This window comes from Burkholderia sp. SCN-KJ, assembly GCF_024656005.1.
Taxonomy (GTDB): domain Bacteria; phylum Pseudomonadota; class Gammaproteobacteria; order Burkholderiales; family Burkholderiaceae; genus Burkholderia.
In genome coordinates this window covers 172713-189873 of record NZ_JANKOG010000001.1, presented here as the reverse complement: position 1 = coordinate 189873, position 17161 = coordinate 172713, and the positions used below count along the sequence as shown (strand labels likewise).

General features: G+C 65.0%; 16 protein-coding genes and 1 other RNA gene. 11 read left to right on the top strand and 6 right to left on the bottom strand.

Features of this window, described 5'->3' with window-relative positions; translation table 11 throughout:
* Positions 1–8: 8 nt before the first annotated feature.
* Complete coding sequence (locus NQV17_RS00885; protein ID WP_257767964.1) at positions 9–497, top strand: hypothetical protein; 489 nt, start codon at positions 9–11, stop codon at positions 495–497.
* On the opposite strand, the gene NQV17_RS00880 is transcribed toward NQV17_RS00885, so the two are convergent.
* The 6 genes from NQV17_RS00880 to ompA all read right to left on the bottom strand — a co-directional run bounded on the left by NQV17_RS00880 (position 472) and on the right by ompA (position 5107).
* Positions 472–1038 carry a hypothetical protein gene (locus tag NQV17_RS00880; protein WP_257767961.1) on the bottom strand — a complete coding sequence of 189 codons (567 nt, stop codon included), beginning with the start codon at positions 1036–1038 and terminating at the stop codon, positions 472–474. The two genes, NQV17_RS00885 and NQV17_RS00880, sit on opposite strands and share 26 nt — an antisense overlap.
* An 8-nt stretch (positions 1039–1046) precedes the next feature.
* The gene (locus tag NQV17_RS00875; RefSeq protein WP_257767959.1) at positions 1047–2288 is read right to left on the bottom strand and encodes an integrase arm-type DNA-binding domain-containing protein; all 1242 of its coding nucleotides are present in this window, start codon (positions 2286–2288) and stop codon (positions 1047–1049) included.
* A 179-nt stretch (positions 2289–2467) separates the two neighbouring features.
* Positions 2468–2837, bottom strand: a transfer-messenger RNA (tmRNA) gene (ssrA, locus tag NQV17_RS00870).
* A 17-nt stretch (positions 2838–2854) separates the two neighbouring features.
* Positions 2855–3571 carry a phosphoglycolate phosphatase gene (gene gph / locus NQV17_RS00865; protein ID WP_044844844.1) on the bottom strand — a complete coding sequence of 239 codons (717 nt, stop codon included), beginning with the start codon at positions 3569–3571 and terminating at the stop codon, positions 2855–2857.
* 13 nt (positions 3572–3584) lie between these two features.
* Positions 3585–4283, bottom strand: a complete 699-nt coding sequence (gene ubiG / locus NQV17_RS00860; protein WP_044844843.1) for a bifunctional 2-polyprenyl-6-hydroxyphenol methylase/3-demethylubiquinol 3-O-methyltransferase UbiG — start codon at positions 4281–4283, stop codon at positions 3585–3587.
* 152 nt (positions 4284–4435) lie between these two features.
* Positions 4436–5107 (bottom strand): outer membrane protein OmpA, encoded by a 672-nt coding sequence (ompA, locus tag NQV17_RS00855; RefSeq protein WP_044844842.1) that lies wholly within the window; start codon positions 5105–5107, stop codon positions 4436–4438.
* A 536-nt stretch (positions 5108–5643) separates the two neighbouring features.
* Between ompA and gyrA the strand changes: the two genes are divergently transcribed.
* From gyrA to NQV17_RS00805, 10 genes are all read left to right on the top strand, one after another.
* Positions 5644–8247, top strand: coding sequence for a DNA gyrase subunit A (gene gyrA, locus NQV17_RS00850; protein WP_257767957.1), 2604 nt, complete (start codon positions 5644–5646; stop codon positions 8245–8247).
* Between the two features lie 83 nt (positions 8248–8330).
* Positions 8331–8930 (top strand): DUF2059 domain-containing protein, encoded by a 600-nt coding sequence (locus NQV17_RS00845; protein WP_044844860.1) that lies wholly within the window; start codon positions 8331–8333, stop codon positions 8928–8930.
* Positions 8931–9102: 172 nt separating this feature from the next.
* Positions 9103–10185, top strand: coding sequence for a 3-phosphoserine/phosphohydroxythreonine transaminase (serC, locus tag NQV17_RS00840; RefSeq protein WP_124487823.1), 1083 nt, complete (start codon positions 9103–9105; stop codon positions 10183–10185).
* Between the two features lie 33 nt (positions 10186–10218).
* Positions 10219–11301 (top strand): prephenate dehydratase, encoded by a 1083-nt coding sequence (gene pheA / locus NQV17_RS00835; RefSeq protein WP_257767956.1) that lies wholly within the window; start codon positions 10219–10221, stop codon positions 11299–11301.
* 187 nt (positions 11302–11488) lie between these two features.
* Complete coding sequence (locus tag NQV17_RS00830) at positions 11489–12415, top strand: prephenate dehydrogenase/arogenate dehydrogenase family protein (protein WP_257767955.1); 927 nt, start codon at positions 11489–11491, stop codon at positions 12413–12415.
* A 20-nt stretch (positions 12416–12435) separates the two neighbouring features.
* Positions 12436–13740, top strand: coding sequence for a 3-phosphoshikimate 1-carboxyvinyltransferase (aroA, locus tag NQV17_RS00825; protein ID WP_257767954.1), 1305 nt, complete (start codon positions 12436–12438; stop codon positions 13738–13740).
* A 12-nt stretch (positions 13741–13752) separates the two neighbouring features.
* Positions 13753–14439 carry a (d)CMP kinase gene (cmk, locus tag NQV17_RS00820; RefSeq protein WP_044844836.1) on the top strand — a complete coding sequence of 229 codons (687 nt, stop codon included), beginning with the start codon at positions 13753–13755 and terminating at the stop codon, positions 14437–14439.
* Between the two features lie 142 nt (positions 14440–14581).
* Complete coding sequence (rpsA, locus tag NQV17_RS00815) at positions 14582–16294, top strand: 30S ribosomal protein S1 (protein ID WP_044844859.1); 1713 nt, start codon at positions 14582–14584, stop codon at positions 16292–16294.
* A gap of 22 nt (positions 16295–16316) precedes the next feature.
* Entirely contained in the window at positions 16317–16640 is a 324-nt protein-coding gene (locus tag NQV17_RS00810) for an integration host factor subunit beta (RefSeq protein ID WP_034187427.1), read from the top strand.
* 210 nt (positions 16641–16850) lie between these two features.
* Positions 16851–17144, top strand: a complete 294-nt coding sequence (locus NQV17_RS00805; RefSeq protein WP_044844835.1) for a lipopolysaccharide assembly protein LapA domain-containing protein — start codon at positions 16851–16853, stop codon at positions 17142–17144.
* Positions 17145–17161 lie beyond the last annotated feature (17 nt).

The window sequence follows — 17161 nt, the reverse complement described above, 5'->3', positions numbered from 1 at the left end:
TGTCGAACGTGACCGACTATATCGGAGCCGCGACCGGCGTCGTGGGGATGGTTGCCGGCATCTATAGCCTTGTGCGAACGCACAAAATCAAGTCGCTCGACTTGCGGCTCGAACTGCGAACGACCGTCGCCGATGTCCACTTGGCGCTCGCTACCGCACGCGGCCTGCTCACATTGGGTGATCGTTCGCGTCAACGTGTATTGGCCGCACGAGGGTTGGGACGCTCTGGAGCGATGGAGGCATGGCGCCAGGCGGTTGAGCATGATCAGACTGAACTGGACGGGCATGCCGCCGCGGCGCGCAGCGAGGATGCGGACTTTACCGCGCTTTCTCAGGAACAGCTCGAATCCGAGGTCGTCGCCGCGCGAAAGGCGCGGGCCCGACTGGCCGAACTCATCGAGAAGTACCGAGCGGCCTACGCGGAGGATGACGAGATGCGGCGGGAGATCCGGCAGGATGCACGGGATCAGGTCAATCGGCAGCTTGGGCGTGGGTAGTGCGACGACGTGCCGGTCGTTTCAGGGCCGCAAGCACTTCACGGCCCTTTGCAAGTTGAGCATCGCGATTCTGCCCGCGGAGATCCCCGAAGAACTCGACGGCGTGTGCAAAGAGCTCGTCCTCGAACCCGCAGCTGCTCGGATCATTGCAGGCGATATACCAAAGCTCCAACGCGCTTTCCTCGATCCCGAGTTTGCCGAAGTTGGCGAGGTTACGGGTGGCGCCGAATGCGAGCGCGTCAGTGTCGATCGGATCGAATTCGTGCACGGCATCGACGTCGCGGTCGGCATGCTTCAGGAAGTTTTGCGTCGACCTGGCGACGGCGAAATATTCCTGAGCGCTGATGCCGTTCGCGTCTTGGGCCCATGACTCCCACTGCGCGTCCGGATGGTGGTGTTTCGCGAGGTCGGCGGCAAGAACCGACGCTACGCCGACCAGCGTGTGCACGACGACCGGATCGGCGCCGTCGAACAGCATTACGATCGCTGCGCGCAAATGCCGGCGCGCGGCTTCGATCTTCGAAATGCGAATGGTCGACATGGCGTGCGTCAGTTTGCCGCAGTGGCGAGCGGGACGATCCGCGCGCCGGCCTTGAGCTGATCGAGGTAGTCCGCCCACTGCTGCATCATTTCGCGCCGGTGCGGCAAATGCGCTGTGCGGTTGTATGCGCGCCCGAGCGGATCCTTCACGGCGTGCGCGAGTTGCGCCTCAACGACCGCCGGCGCCACGCCGAGCACTTCATCGAGAATCGTCCGGGCCATAGCACGGAAGCCGTGCCCGGTCATCGTGTCTCCGTCGTATCCGAGCCGGCGCAACGCGCCGTTGATCGTGTTGTCGGACATCGGCCGGTCCTTCGTGCGGACGCTGGGAAACAGGAATCGGCCGTTGCCGGTCAGCGCGTGCAACTCGCGCAGGATCAATATCGCCTGTTTCGGTAAAGGAACGATGTGCGCCGCGCCGGATGCCTTTCCCTGCTTCGTCCGCTTCATGCGTTCGCTCGGGATCTCCCACGTTGCGCTATCGAGGTCGAACTCAATCCATTCGGCCGCACGCAGCTCGCCCGGGCGCTGGAACAGCAGCGGGGCGAGGCGGAGAGCGCATTGCACGGGGAAGGTGCCGTGATACCCGTCGATCGCGCGCAGGAGCTCGGCGACCTGCTTCGGGTCGGTGATCGCCGCCATGTGCTCGGTCTGCACCGGCGGCAGGGCGCCGCGAAGGTCGGCGGTTACGTCCCGCTTCGCGCGGCCAGTCGCCACGGCGTAGCGGCACACCTGGCTGATGTTGGCCTGCAGCCGGTGGGCAGTCTCGAGCGCACCGCGCTTCTCGACGCGCCGGAGCGCGTCCAGTACGTCGGGCGGCTCGAGGCTGGCGATGGCAGCACCGCCGATCCACGGGAAGGCGTCCACCTCCAGCCGGCGCAGGATCCGCGCCCCGTGGCTTTCGGACCAGGTCGGTGCGTATTTGGCATGCCACTCGCGCGCGACAGCCTCGAAAGAGTTCTCGGCGCTGAGGCGCTGCGTGCGCTTCTCGGCCTTCTTTGCTGCGCCTGGATCGATCCCGGCCGCCAGCTTGTCGCGGGCCTCGTCGCGGCGCTTCCGCGCCTCGGCCAGCGTGACCGCGGGGTAGGTGCCGAACGCCAAGCTTTTTTCCTTCCCGCCAAATCGGTACTTGAGCACCCACCGCTTGCCGCCGGCCGGCTTGATGAGCAGGAACAGGCCGCCGCCGTCGAACAGCTTCTGCTGCTTGTCGGTCGGTTTGGCATTGCGGATTGCTACGTCGGTCAGGGGCATGGGGGCTCCGGCGCGTGGGGGTTCCCGATCGTGGAGTGCTGCAAAGAACCCCCGATAGAACCCCCGTCGCTATGTGGCTGTGGTTGCGATTCCTTGAGATAGTTTGCAACAAAAAACCCCGCGGAGCCAAGCCCGGCGGGGTTCAATTGCAACGCGTTGATCTGCGTTGAGAGAGTGTTTGGTGGAGGCGGCGGGAATCGAACCCGCGTCCAGAAGCGCTCCACGACTAGTTCTACATGTTTAGTTCAGTCTTTTGATTTAACCACAGCGACGCGGACGAACACGCTGCACTACGGCGATTCGCTAGGTTTTCGACCCTGGTGTCGCGACGCCGACAGGGCTTAACTGACGTAAATGACCTCTGGCGGTATTGCTACCGGTCTTGCGACACTAGCCCGTCAGTGAACTAGGCAGAGGACGGCGGCCGTTAGGCTGCCAGTGCGAACGTATCGTCGTTTGCAGTTACGATTTTCCCATTGATTAACGAGGTGACGGGTCCTCGACATGCCCTAGCCGCTTCACAACCCCTGTCGAAACCAGGTCGCCCCCGCGGATAAGATCAAGCATTATAGCCCAACATCGCGCAACAGTTCGCGCAGTTCCTGCGTCGAGCCGACGAGATGCTGCGCCTGCCAGTCGGCCGGCGCGGCGCCGTCGCCGCAGTAGCCATAGGCAGCCGCGACGGTTGCCATCCCTGCCGCGCTGCCGGCCTGGATGTCGCGAAGGTCGTCGCCGACATAGACGATGCGCTCGGGCGCAAGCGTCATCTGTCCGGCCGCGTGCAGCAGCGGGGCCGGATGCGGTTTCGAGTGCGGCGTTGTGTCGCCCCCAACGATGCAGGCCGCGCGTGGCGCAAGGCCGAGCAGGTCGGCGAGCGGCGCGGTGAGGCGCATCGCCTTGTTCGTGACGATGCCCCAGCGCACGCCGCGCGCATCGAGTTCGTCGAGCACGTCGCCGATGCCGGGGAACAGCACGGTGTGCACGCAGATGTCCGTCGCGTAATTGGTCAGGAACTCGTCGCGCATCGCTTCGTAGCCGGCCGATTGCGGGTCGATGCCGAATGCGCCGCCGAGCAGGCCGCGCGCACCGGCCGATGCCAGCGGCCGCAGCACGTCGAGCGACGTTTCGGGCAGGCCGCGCACGCGCTGCATCTTGTTGACGGCGGCGGCGAGATCGGGCGCCGTGTCGGCGAGCGTGCCGTCGAGGTCGAACAGCACGGCATCGCAGTGCAGCAGGCGCGGCTCGTCGAGCGCGGGCCGCCCGGTCGAAAGGGGAGTCGTCATGCCGGTCGGAAGGTCACGCGCCGCGGCGGCACGCGACGAGATAGTTGATGTCGGTATCGTTCGACAGCGCGAAGCGCTTGCCGATCGGGTGATAGGTGATGCCCTTGATCTCCACGATATGCAGATCGGTCCCGCGCACGAAGCTCGCCAGTTCCGACGGGCGGATGAAGCGCGCGTAGTCGTGGGTGCCCTTCGGCAGCATCTGCGCGATGTACTCCGCACCGATCACCGCGAACAGGTAGGACTTCAGGTTGCGGTTCAGCGTGGAGAAGAACACCCAGCCGCCCGGCTTCACGAGCGTCGCGCACGCGGCGACGACGCCGGCCGGCGACGGGACGTGCTCGAGCATTTCCATGCACGTGACGACGTCATAGGTGCCCGGCTCGCGTTCGGCAATCGCTTCGGCGGCGATCGCTTCGTAATCGACCGTGATGCCGCTTTCGAGGCTGTGCAGGTCGGCCACGCCGAGTGCTTCGGTCGACAGGTCGATACCTTTCACCTGCGCGCCGAGTCCGGCCATCGATTCGGACAGGATGCCGCCGCCGCAGCCGATATCGAGCGCGCGCTTGCCGGCGAGGTGCGCATGCGAATCGATCCAGCCGAGCCGGACCGGGTTCAGGTCGTGCAGGGGCTTGAATTCGGCATTCGGATCCCACCACCGATGGGCGAGGTCGCTGAATTTCTGGAGTTCGTGCGGATCGGCGTTGGTCATGTCGGCAAACGGGCTACGGAAGGAGGGCGATGCGTCGGTACGTCAGCCCCGAGTATATAAGGGGGCGCACAACGAGGCCAGCGAGCGCCTGGGCGGGCGTCAAAGAAAAAGCCCCGCCGGAGCGGGGCTTTGAAGCAGTCGAAAACCGCGGCTTACTGTGCCGGAACGGTCGTCTTCTGGACTTCTTGCGTACCGACCACTTCGACTTCCACGCGGCGGTCCGGTGCGAGGCAGGCGATCAGTTGCTTGCGGTTCTTCTGGTTGCAGCCCGTCGTGACCGGGTTGCGCTTGCCCTTGCCTTCCGTGTAGATCTTGTTGGCCGGGACACCCTTGCTGACCAGGTACGACTTGACGGCTTGCGCACGGCGCAGCGACAGGCGGTCGTTGTACTTGTCCGAACCGATGCGGTCCGTGTAGCCCGTAGCGACGACCACTTCCGTGTTCATGCCCTGGATCTTCGAAGCCAGTTCGTCCAGCTTTTGCTTGCCCAGCGGCTTGAGCGTTGCCTTGTCGAAGTCGAACAGTGCGTCGGCTTGATACGTGATCTTCTGGCTCGTGATTGCCGGAGCGACCGGTGCGACCGGAGCCGGTGCCGGTGCCTGGGCGACCAGTGCGCCATCGCACTTCGCGTTGGCGGTGGCCGGCGTCCAGAACGCGTCACGCCAGCAGAGCTCGTTCGTGCCGTTCATCCACACCCATTCGCCCGTGCCGTTCACCCAGTTGTCGTTGACGGCTTGACGCGACGCCGGCACCGACTGTGCCGAAGCGGATGCAGCCATAACTGCGGTAGCTGCAATGAACGCGAGCTTTGAAAGTTTATTCATATTTCTCCTCTCGAAATTGAGATTACCGCAGGTTTACTGCGAGCCTGTTGACGGTGACAAGTCATACATTGCTCGAAGTATAACATTGGTGCGGCACAAAAAACGCGGCACCGCTCTGTGTAGACTTCGAGCAGCGTCTAACTTTCAGTGCGTTGGCATTTTGCCATATCGTTCCCTTCCTACGAAAAAAAATCCTCCCCACCCTAAGATCGCTTCAACTTTGTGGTGCATGCGCAACACCGGCCTGCCGTAACTTTTAGAGATTGTCAAGAGCGGGTCCGCGAAATTGCGCGAAAGGGCGCATATGTTTACTCGCGTGCGCGACTCGGATCCGCGCGGCCCCCGAGCCGCCTGAAGGGGCGCGATCGCGGCCGGTTCGCGGTGCCGCTGCGGTGGTCGCGATTTTTGCTGTTTACATATAGAGGGGGTGGCGAATCGGCGGCTGATGGGCGCATGTTAGAATCTCGCGTTGCGTTGCGCATGCAGCGCCCACGCGAAAGGCGTTCGCCGTCTTCGCTCCGAAACGATACGGATACATGGATCAATTCGCCAAAGAGACCCTGCCCACCTCCCTAGAGGAGGAAATGCGCCGTTCGTATCTCGATTACGCGATGAGCGTGATCGTCGGACGTGCCCTTCCGGATGTCCGCGATGGCCTGAAACCCGTGCACCGGCGCGTATTGTTCGCGATGCACGAACTGAACAACGACTGGAACCGCGCGTACAAGAAATCGGCGCGTATCGTCGGTGACGTGATCGGTAAGTATCACCCTCACGGCGATACCGCGGTGTACGACACGATCGTGCGGATGGCGCAGGACTTCTCGCTGCGCTACATGCTGATCGACGGACAGGGCAACTTCGGCTCGATCGACGGCGACAACGCCGCGGCGATGCGTTACACCGAAATTCGCATGGCGAAGATCGGTCACGAGCTGCTCGCCGACATCGACAAGGAAACGGTCGACTTCGAGCCGAACTACGACGGCAACGAGATGCAGCCGTCGGTCCTGCCGTCGCGCATCCCGAACCTGCTGATCAACGGCTCGTCGGGCATCGCGGTCGGCATGGCGACCAACATCCCGCCGCACAACCTGAACGAAGTCGTCGACGCGTGCCAGCACCTGCTGGGCAACCCGGACGCGACGATCGACGAGCTGATCGAGATCATCCCGGCGCCGGACTTCCCGACGGCCGGCATCATCTACGGCGTCGCCGGCGTGCGCGACGGCTACCGCACCGGGCGCGGCCGCGTCGTGATGCGCGCGGCCACGCACTTCGAGGAGATCGACCGCGGCCAGCGGATGGCGATCATCGTCGACGAGCTGCCGTACCAGGTGAACAAGCGCTCGCTGCTCGAGCGCATCGCCGAGCTCGTCAACGAGAAGAAGCTCGAGGGCATCTCCGACATCCGCGACGAGTCCGACAAGAGCGGCATGCGCGTCGTGATCGAGCTGAAGCGCGGCGAAGTGCCCGAAGTGGTGCTGAACAACCTGTACAAGGCGACGCAGCTGCAGGACACGTTCGGCATGAACATGGTCGCGCTGGTCGACGGCCAGCCGAAGCTGCTGAACCTGAAGGAAATCCTGCAGTGCTTCCTGTCGCATCGACGCGAAGTGCTGACGCGCCGCACGATCTACGAACTGCGCAAGGCCCGCGAACGCGGCCACGTGCTCGAAGGTCTCGCGGTCGCGCTCGCGAACATCGACGAGTTCATCGCGATCATCAAGGCCGCGCCGACGCCGCCGATCGCGAAGCAGGAACTGATGGCGAAGCCGTGGGATTCGTCGCTCGTGCGCGAGATGCTGACGCGCGCCGAGACCGAGAACGCATCCGCGGGCGGCCGCTCCGCGTACCGTCCGGAAGGCCTGAACCCGGCGTTCGGGATGCAGACCGACGGGCTGTACCGTCTGTCCGACACGCAGGCGCAGGAAATCCTGCAGATGCGTCTGCAGCGCCTGACCGGTCTCGAGCAGGACAAGATCATCGGCGAGTACCGCGAAGTGATGGCGCAGATCGCCGACCTGCTGGACATCCTCGCGCGCCCGGAGCGGATCACGACGATGATCGGCGAAGAGCTGACGACGGTGAAGGCCGAATTCGGCGACGCGCGCCGCTCGAAGATCGAGCTGAACGCGACCGAGCTGAATACCGAAGACCTGATCACGCCGCAGGACATGGTCGTCACGATGTCGCACGCGGGCTACGTGAAGTCGCAGCCGCTGTCCGAGTATCGCGCGCAGAAGCGCGGCGGTCGCGGCAAGCAGGCGACGCAGATGAAGGAAGACGACTGGATCGAGACGCTGTTCATCGCGAACACGCACGACTACATCCTGTGCTTCTCGAACCGCGGCCGCGTGTACTGGGTCAAGGTCTACGAAGTGCCGCAGGGCTCGCGCAACTCGCGCGGCCGTCCGATCGTCAACATGTTCCCGCTGCAGGAAGGCGAGAAGATCAACGTCGTGCTGCCGGTCAAGGAGTTCTCGGCCGACAAGTTCATCTTCATGGCGACGTCGCTCGGCACCGTGAAGAAGACGCCGCTCGAGGCATTCAGCCGCCCGATGAAGAAGGGCATCATCGCGGTCGGCCTCGACGAGGGCGATTTCCTGATCGGCGCGTCGATCACCGACGGCGCGCACGACGTGATGCTGTTCTCCGACGCCGGCAAGGCCGTGCGCTTCGACGAGAACGACGTGCGTCCGATGGGCCGGGAAGCGCGCGGCGTACGCGGCATGCAGCTCGAGGACGGGCAGCAGGTCATCGCGCTGCTGGTTGCCGGCAGCGAGGAGCAGACCGTGCTCACCGCGACCGAAAACGGCTACGGCAAGCGCACGCCGATCACCGAGTACACGCGTCATGGCCGCGGCACGAAGGGGATGATCGCGATCCAGACGTCCGAGCGCAACGGCAAGGTCGTCGCCGCGACGCTCGTCGACGCCGAGGATCAGATCATGCTGATCACGACCGCCGGCGTGTTGATCCGGACGCGTGTGTCCGAGATTCGCGAAATGGGGCGCGCCACGCAAGGTGTTACACTCATCAGTCTCGATGAGGGTACCAAGCTCTCCGGCCTGCAGCAGATCGCGGAAGCCGAAGAGGGCGATGGCGAGGCCGACGAGGCGTCGGACGGCGAAGCCTGAAGAACGGATGAGACTCGAGCCGCCGCGGGCGAAAAGCGCCGCGGTCGGCGAGCAACCATTCATATTTCCAAAAGGGAGTGATGATGCAAAAGCAATTCAAGCAACTGGTTCTGCTGGCTGCACTGGTGCCGACGTTCGCGATGGCGCAAGCGCTGTCGAATTCCGCACCGGCTGCGACCGCGGCAGCTGCGCCGATCGACGCCGACAAGAAGGCAGCGATCAAGGATCTGCTCGACGCGATCGACGCGCCGAAGCTCGTGTCGGCTATCGGCAACAGCGCCGAGATGCAGGCAAAGCAGCTCGTGCCGGCGATCCTGTCGGACGCGCTGTCGGAAAACAAGTCGCTGAACGACAAGCAGAAGCAAGCTGCCGTGCCGACGCTGCAGAAGAACGCAGTGCCGAAGCTGGTTGACGGCGCGGGCAAGGTGTTCGGCTCGCAGCAGTTCCAGAACGATGCGATGTCGGCTCAGTACGACGCCTATGCGAAGTACTACAGCACGTCGGAGATCAAGGATCTGACGACGTTCTACAAGAGCCCGACGGGCCGCAAGTTCATCCAGGTTCAGGATCAGGTCGGCCGCGACGTGGTCAACGGCCTGATGCAGAAGTACATGCCGCAAGCGATCCAGGCGACGCGCGCGCAGGCTGACAAGGAAGTCGCGGCAGTCAAGCCGGGCAAGTAAGCCGTCCGGGCACGCCGCCCGGCCGTTCGGCCGGGTTTGGCGGGAGCCTGATGACAGTGCGATAATGGCCGTTTGCGCGCGAGCGCAAGCGGCCATTTCTTTTCAGGCGCGGTTCTTTCTGCCGGCGGCAAGCCGGTCGCAAGCCGGTCGCGTCCCTCCCGAGGTTTTCACGATGCGCGTCTTTAATTTCTCCGCCGGTCCTGCGGCGCTCCCCGAGGAAGTGCTGCGGCAGGCCGCCGACGAAATGCTCGACTGGCACGGCAGCGGCATGAGCGTGATGGAGATGAGCCATCGCGGCAAGGAATTCATGTCGATCCACGAGGCGGCGCTGACCGACCTGCGCGAACTGCTCGATGTGCCGGCCAGCCACCGGATCCTGTTCCTGCAGGGCGGCGGCATCGGCGCGAACGCGACCGTGCCGATGAACCTGCTCGGCTCGCGCAAGACCGCCGATTTCGTCGTGACAGGCTCGTGGTCGCAGAAGTCGTTCAACGAAGCGAAGAAATACGGCACGCCGCATCTGGCCGCCTCCGGCAAGACGGCCGACGGTTTCACGCGCGCACCTGCCCGTGCCGAATGGCAGCTGTCGGACGATCCGGCCTACGTGCATCTGTGCACGAACGAGACGATCGACGGCGTCGAGACGTTCGAGATTCCCGACCTCGGCGACGTGCCGCTCGTCGCCGATGTCTCGTCGCACATCCTGTCGCGCCCGATGGACGTCGCGAAGTACGGCGTGCTGTTCGGCGGCGCGCAGAAGAACATCGGGATAGCCGGCGTGACGGTCGTGATCGTGCGCGAGGATCTGCTCGATCGCGCGCTGTCGATCTGCCCGTCCGCATTCGAATGGAAAACCGTCGCCGAGAACAACTCGCTGTACAACACGCCGCCCACCTATGCGATCTACGTCGCGGGCCTCGTGTTCCAGTGGCTGAAGCGGCAGGGCGGCCTCGAGGCGATCGAGGCCCGCAATATCGAGAAGGCGAAGCTGCTCTACGACACGATCGATGCGAGCAGCTTCTATCTGAACAAGGTCGAGCCGGCGGCGCGTTCGCGGATGAACGTGCCCTTTTTCCTGGCCGACGAAACGCGCAATGAAGACTTCCTTGCCGGCGCAAAGGCGCGCGGGTTGCTGCAGCTGAAGGGCCACAAGTCCGTCGGCGGCATGCGGGCGTCGATCTACAACGCGGTGCCGCTCGAGGGCGTGCAAGCGCTCGTCGAGTACATGAAGGACTTCGAACGGCGCGGCGCCTGACGGCGGCGCTGTTCAAACAGCACGGCAAAACGCATGGACGACGAACTGAATTCCCGCCTGAAACCGCTGCGCGACCGCATCGATGCGATCGACGCGCAGCTGATCGCGCTCCTGAACCAGCGCGCCGCGGTGGCGCTCGAGGTGGGCGAGGTCAAGAAGCATTTCAATGCGCCGGTGTTCCGGCCGGAACGCGAGCTGCAGGTGATCGCGCGCCTGCAGGACATGAGCGCGGGGCCGCTCGCAAGCGAGCACATCAGCGCCATCTGGCGCGAGATCATGGCCGCGAGCCGCGCGCTCGAGCAGACGATCCACGTCGCGTTCCTCGGGCCGGTCGGCACGTACAGCGAACAGGCGATGTTCGAGTATTTCGGCCAGTCGATCGAGGGGCTGCCGTGTCCGTCGATCGACGAGGTGTTCCGCTCGGTCGAGGCGGGCGCGTCCGCATTCGGCATCGCGCCGGTCGAGAATTCGACCGAAGGCGCGGTGTCGCGCACGCTCGACCTGCTGCTGCAGACGCAGTTGCTGATCAGCGGCGAACTCGCGCTGCCGATCCATCACAACCTGCTCACGCAGAGCGGCACGCTCGACGGCGTGAAGCGTGTCTGCGCGCATGCGCAGGCACTCGCGCAATGCCAGCAGTGGCTCGCCGCGAACGCACCGCAGCTCGAGCGGCAAGCGGTGTCGAGCAACGCGGAGGCCGCGCGTCTCGCGGCGGCCGACCCGAGCGTCGCGGCGATCGCGGGCGACCGCGCGGCCGCGCACTACGGGCTGCAGATCGCGTTCTCGCTGATTCAGGACGATCCGCACAACCGCACGCGCTTCGTGATCATCGGCAAGCAGCCGGCCGGACCGAGCGGTCACGACCAGACCTCGCTGATCGTGTCGGTGAAGAACGAGCCGGGCGCGGTGTTCAAGCTGCTCGAACCGCTCGCGCGGCACGGGGTGTCGATGACCCGCTTCGAGTCGCGCCCGGCGCGCGTCGGCACGTGGGAGTATTACTTCTATATCGACATCGAAGGGCACCGGGACGAGCTAGCCGTGGCCGCCGCGCTCGCGGAACTCGGCCAGAAGGCCGCGTTCCTGAAGGTACTCGGTTCGTATCCGCGCGCGCGCTGACGCGCAGCGGCCCGTCGCCTGCACCGCGCAGGCGGCGCGGCGAAGCGGGCAGGGCAGGCCGGGCGGCGCTGCCCAAGGCGGGCTCGGGCGGTATCCGGCGCAGGTCGTGCCGGGTGCGGGCCCGTTGCCCGGAATCTGGACTTCCGCGCGCGGGGCGTCGTTCCGCGCGCGTCACTTGGCTCTTGTCGTGTCAGGCTTTGCATTCAACAAACTGGTCATCTTCGGCGTCGGCCTGATCGGCGGATCGCTGGCGCGCGCGCTGCGCGAGCGCGCGCCGGGCGGCGCGGGCGAAGTCGTCGGCGTCGGCCGTTCCCGTGCGTCGGTCGAGCGTGCGCTTGCGCTCGGCGTGATCGATCGCGCGGCGGCGCTCGACGACGATGCGCAACTGCGCGACGCGCTTGCCGGCGCCGACCTCGTGCTGCTGGCCGCGCCCGTCGCGCAAACGGGCCCGCTGCTCGTGCGCATCGCGCCGTGGCTCGACGCCGCGACGATCGTCACCGACGCGGGCAGCACCAAGTCCGATGTCGTCGCAGCGGCGCGCGACGTGCTCGGTGCGCGGATCGCGCAATTCGTGCCGGGCCACCCGATCGCCGGGCGCGAGTCGAGCGGTGTCGAGGCCGCGCTGCCGGATCTGTACGTCGGCCGCAACGTCGTGCTGTGCCCGCTGCCGGAGAACTCGCCCGACACGGTCGCGCGGATCGACGCGATGTGGCGGGCGACCGGCGCCGACGTGCGCACGATGAGCACGGCGCAGCACGATCGCGTGTTCGCATCGATCAGCCATCTGCCGCACGTGCTGTCGTTCGCGCTCGTCGAGCAGATCCTCGGCGAGACGGATGCCGAACTGAAATTCTCGTATGCGGCGGGCGGCTTCCGCGACTTCACGCGGATCGCGGCGTCGAGCCCGGAAATGTGGCGCGACGTGTGTGTCGCGAATCGCGCGGCGCTGCTCGACGAGCTCGATGGCTACACGCGCGTGCTCGCCCGGCTGCGCGCGGCGATCGACGCCGGCGACGGCGCGGCGCTCGAAGCTGTGTTCACGCGCTCGCGCGCGGCCCGCAAGGCATGGCAGGAACGCGGCGCGCAGCCCGCTGCCGAACCGGTCAAGAAATAACAGGAAACAGGACGATTCCCATGGACTATCTCGATCTCGGCCCGTATTCCAGTGCGTCGGGCACCGTGCGCCTGCCCGGCTCGAAGAGCATCTCGAACCGCGTGCTGCTGCTTGCGGCGCTTGCCGAAGGCGATACGACGATCACCAACCTGCTGGATTCCGACGACACGCGCGTGATGCTCGATGCGCTCGGCAAGCTCGGCGTGAAGCTCGCGCGCGAGGGTGACACCTGTGTCGTCACCGGCACGCGCGGCGCGTTCACCGCGAAGACCGCCGACCTGTTCCTCGGCAACGCGGGCACCGCGGTGCGACCGTTGACGGCGGCGCTCGCGGTCAATGGCGGCGACTATCGCGTGCATGGCGTGCCGCGCATGCACGAGCGGCCGATCGGCGACCTCGTCGACGGCCTGCGGCAGATCGGCGCGCAGATCGACTACGAGCAGAACGACGGTTTTCCGCCGCTGCGGATCAGGCCTGCGGCGATCGCGGTCGACGCGCCGATCCGCGTGCGCGGCGACGTGTCGAGCCAGTTCCTCACCGCGCTGCTGATGACGCTGCCGCTCGTGAAGGCGAAGGACGGCAGGATCGTCGTCGAAGTCGACGGCGAACTGATCTCGAAGCCGTACATCGACATCACGATCCGGCTGATGGAGCGCTTCGGCGTGACCATCGAGCGCGACGGCTGGCAGCGCTTCGTCGTGCCGGCCGGCGTCCGGTACCGTTCGCCGGGGCGCATCATGGTCGAGGGCGATGCGTCGTCGGCCTCGTACTTCCTCGCGGCCGGCGCGCTCGGCGGCGGCCCGCTGCGCGTCGAGGGCGTGGGGCGCGCGAGCATCCAGGGCGACGTCGGCTTTGCGAATGCGCTGATGCAGATGGGCGCGAACGTATCGATGGGCGACGACTGGATCGAGGTGCGCGGCATCGGCCACGACCATGGCAAGCTCGAGCCGATCGACATGGACTTCAACCTGATTCCCGACGCGGCGATGACCATCGCGGTCGCGGCGCTGTTCGCGAGCGGCACGAGCACGCTGCGCAACATCGCGAGCTGGCGCGTGAAGGAAACCGACCGCATCGCCGCGATGGCGACCGAGTTGCGCAAGGTCGGCGCGATCGTCGAGGAAGGCCCCGACTATCTGGTCGTCACGCCGCCGCAACAACTCACGCCGAACGCCGCGATCGACACGTACGACGATCACCGGATGGCGATGTGCTTCTCGCTCGTCAGTCTGGGCGGCGTGCCCGTGCGAATCAACGATCCGAAGTGCGTCGGCAAGACGTTCCCCGACTATTTCGACCGCTTCGCCGCGCTCGCCAAGGCCTGACCCACCGTACCGATGAAATCGACCCGACCCTTTCACCCGACCCCCGTCATCACGATCGACGGTCCGACCGCTTCCGGCAAGGGGACCGTCGCCGCGCTCGTCGCCGCGCATCTCGGCTTCCACCTGCTCGACAGCGGCGCGCTGTACCGACTCGCCGCACTCGCGAGCGTACGCTACGGCATCGCGGCGGAGGACATCGACGCGCTCGTGAAGCTGATCGACGATCTTCACATCACGTTCCGCGAGGGCTGCGCGCAGCTCGACGGCGTCGACGTGTCGAACGACATCCGCGCCGAAGCGGTCGGCAACCGCGCGTCGGCGATTGCCGTGCACGGGCCGGTGCGTACCGCGCTGGTCGCGCGCCAGCGCGCATTCCGCAAGACGCCAGGCCTCGTCGCCGACGGGCGCGACATGGGCACCGTGATCTTCCCGGACGCCGTGCTGAAGGTGTTTCTGACGGCCAGCGCCGAGGCGCGCGCGGCCAGACGGCATAAGCAATTGATGCAAAAAGGTTTTTCTGCTAATATAGATGACTTGCTCCGGGATCTTCGTGAACGTGACGCGCGTGACAGCAATCGCGCCGCCGCGCCGCTGAAGCCCGCGGCAGATGCCAAGCTGCTCGATACGTCGGCGCTTTCGGTCGATGAAGCGGTCGACCAGGTGCTGCAGTGGTACCGGGCGCTCGGCCAGCCCGCCTGAGAAGGCGAGCGGCAGTAGGTGCTTCGCGCGGGCAGCGCGGAGCGTGTTTCGAACCCTTAACCCCGTATGGACCTCGATCTGGCCCTTTCAGCCTGCCATTCCGGCCGGCGTGGCACAGCGAGCCATGCACAATCAGATTTTTATGTCCGACCTGCAAACCTCCACCCCGAATACCGAATCCTTTGCGGCTCTGTTCGAAGAGTCGCTGACCCGTCAAGACATGCGCGCCGGCGAAGTGATTTCCGCCGAAGTCGTGCGCGTCGACCACAACTTCGTGGTCGTCAATGCAGGCCTGAAGTCCGAGGCTTACATTCCGATCGAGGAATTCCTGAACGATCAGGGCGAGGTTGAGGTGCAGTCGGGCGATTTCGTGTCCGTCGCGATCGACGCACTCGAAAACGGCTACGGCGACACGATCCTGTCGCGCGACAAGGCGAAGCGCCTGGCATCGTGGCTGTCGCTGGAAAAGGCCCTCGACAACAACGAACTCGTCACCGGCACGATCACCGGCAAGGTGAAGGGCGGCATGACCGTGATGGTCAACGGCATCCGCGCGTTCCTGCCGGGTTCGCTGGTCGACACGCGTCCGGTCAAGGACACGACCCCGTACGAAGGCAAGACGCTCGAGTTCCGCGTGATCAAGCTCGATCGCAAGCGTAACAACGTCGTGCTGTCGCGTCGTGCAGTGATCGAAGCAACGCAAGGCGAAGAGCGCGCGAAGCTGCTCGAGACGCTGAAGGAAGGCGCGATCGTCAACGGCGTGGTCAAGAACATCACCGACTACGGCGCGTTCGTCGACCTCGGCGGCATCGACGGCCTGCTGCACATCACCGACATCGCATGGCGTCGCGTGCGTCACCCGAGCGAAGTCCTGTCGGTTGGCCAGGAAGTCACCGCGAAGATCCTCAAGTTCGACCAAGAGAAGAACCGCGTCTCGCTGGGCATCAAGCAACTGGGCGACGATCCGTGGGAAGGCATCTCGCGCCGTTACCCGTCGGGCACGCGCCTGTTCGGCAAGGTCACGAACATCACCGACTACGGCGCATTCGTCGAAGTGGAATCGGGCATCGAAGGCCTCGTCCACGTGTCGGAAATGGACTGGACCAACAAGAACGTTGCACCGTCGAAGGTTGTCCAGCTGGGCGACGAAGTCGAAGTCATGGTCCTCGAGATCGACGAAGACCGTCGTCGTATCAGCCTCGGCATGAAGCAGTGCAAGCCGAATCCGTGGGATGACTTCAGCCGCAACTTCAAGAAGGGCGACAAGATCACGGGCGCAATCAAGTCGATCACCGACTTCGGCGTGTTCATCGGTCTGCCGGGCGGCATCGATGGCCTGGTCCACCTGTCGGACCTGTCGTGGAGCGAAGCCGGCGAAGAAGCCGTTCGCAAGTACAAGAAGGGCGACGAAGTCGAAGCGATCGTGCTCGGTATCGACGTCGAGAAGGAGCGTATTTCGCTCGGCATCAAGCAGCTCGAAGGCGACCCGTTCAGCAACTACGTTGCAATGAACGACAAGGGTTCGATCGTCGACGGCGTGGTGAAGTCGGTCGATGCGAAGGGCGCTGTCATCACGCTGACGGGCGACATCGAAGGCTACCTGCGTGCATCGGAAATCTCGCAGGATCGCGTCGAAGACGCACGCAACGTGCTGAAGGAAGGCGACAAGGTCAACGCGATGGTGATCAACATCGATCGCAAGTCGCGTGGCATCAACCTGTCGATCAAGGCGAAGGATTCGGCTGAACAACAGGAAGCGATCCGCGGCCTGCAGTCGGACACCAGCGCTGCTGCGACCGGTACGACCAACCTCGGCGCGCTGCTGAAGGCGAAGCTCGACGGCCAGAACCAGTAAGCCTCACGAGGTCTGCTGAAGTATGACCAAATCCGAGTTGGTCGCGCAGCTGGCACTGCGATTTCCGCAACTTGTCCTCAAGGATGCGGATTTCGCGGTGAAAACGATGCTCGATGCGATGTCCGACGCCCTGGCGAAGGGGCATCGCATCGAAATTCGGGGTTTCGGCAGCTTCGGCCTCAACCGTCGCCCGGCGCGCGTCGGACGCAACCCGAAGTCGGGAGAGAAAGTGCAGGTGCCCGAGAAGTTCGTGCCTCACTTCAAGCCCGGCAAGGAATTGCGTGAACGCGTCGACGGCCGCGCCGGCGAGCCGCTGAAAGCTGATGATCCGGACGACGAACGTTGAACGTCGTTCGGCTTGCCCGGAATCCGTCCGGCGAAGGCTGAAGAAAAAAGCGCCCCTTGCGGGCGCTTTTTTCATTTCCGGCTGCCGTGCGGCAATGCGCATCCGCAGGATGTGCGGTGACGCGGAAACGCTTCCTTTACAATACGGGTCGATTCGGCGCCGCGAAGGGGAGTCGCGCGCCGCGGCAAACCTCAACAAAGAGAGGGCTACATGAAGTTTATCGTCTGGCTGATCCGGGTATTGGTGTTCGTGCTGCTGCTGGTGCTCGCACTGGCCAATACGCAAACCGCGACGCTGAATTTCGTTGCCGGCTACGCATGGCAGGCGCCGCTGATCCTGATCGGTCTCGCGTTCTTCGTCGTCGGGCTGCTGGCCGGCCTGCTGTCGGCACTGCCGGCGATGTTCCGCCTGCGCCTCGAGAACGGGCGCCTGAAGCGCGACCTGCGTGCGGCGCGCGAAACCCCGGCCATCGTCGACCAGCCGCCGATGCCGCCCGTCATTTAACACGGACGCCGCGCGAC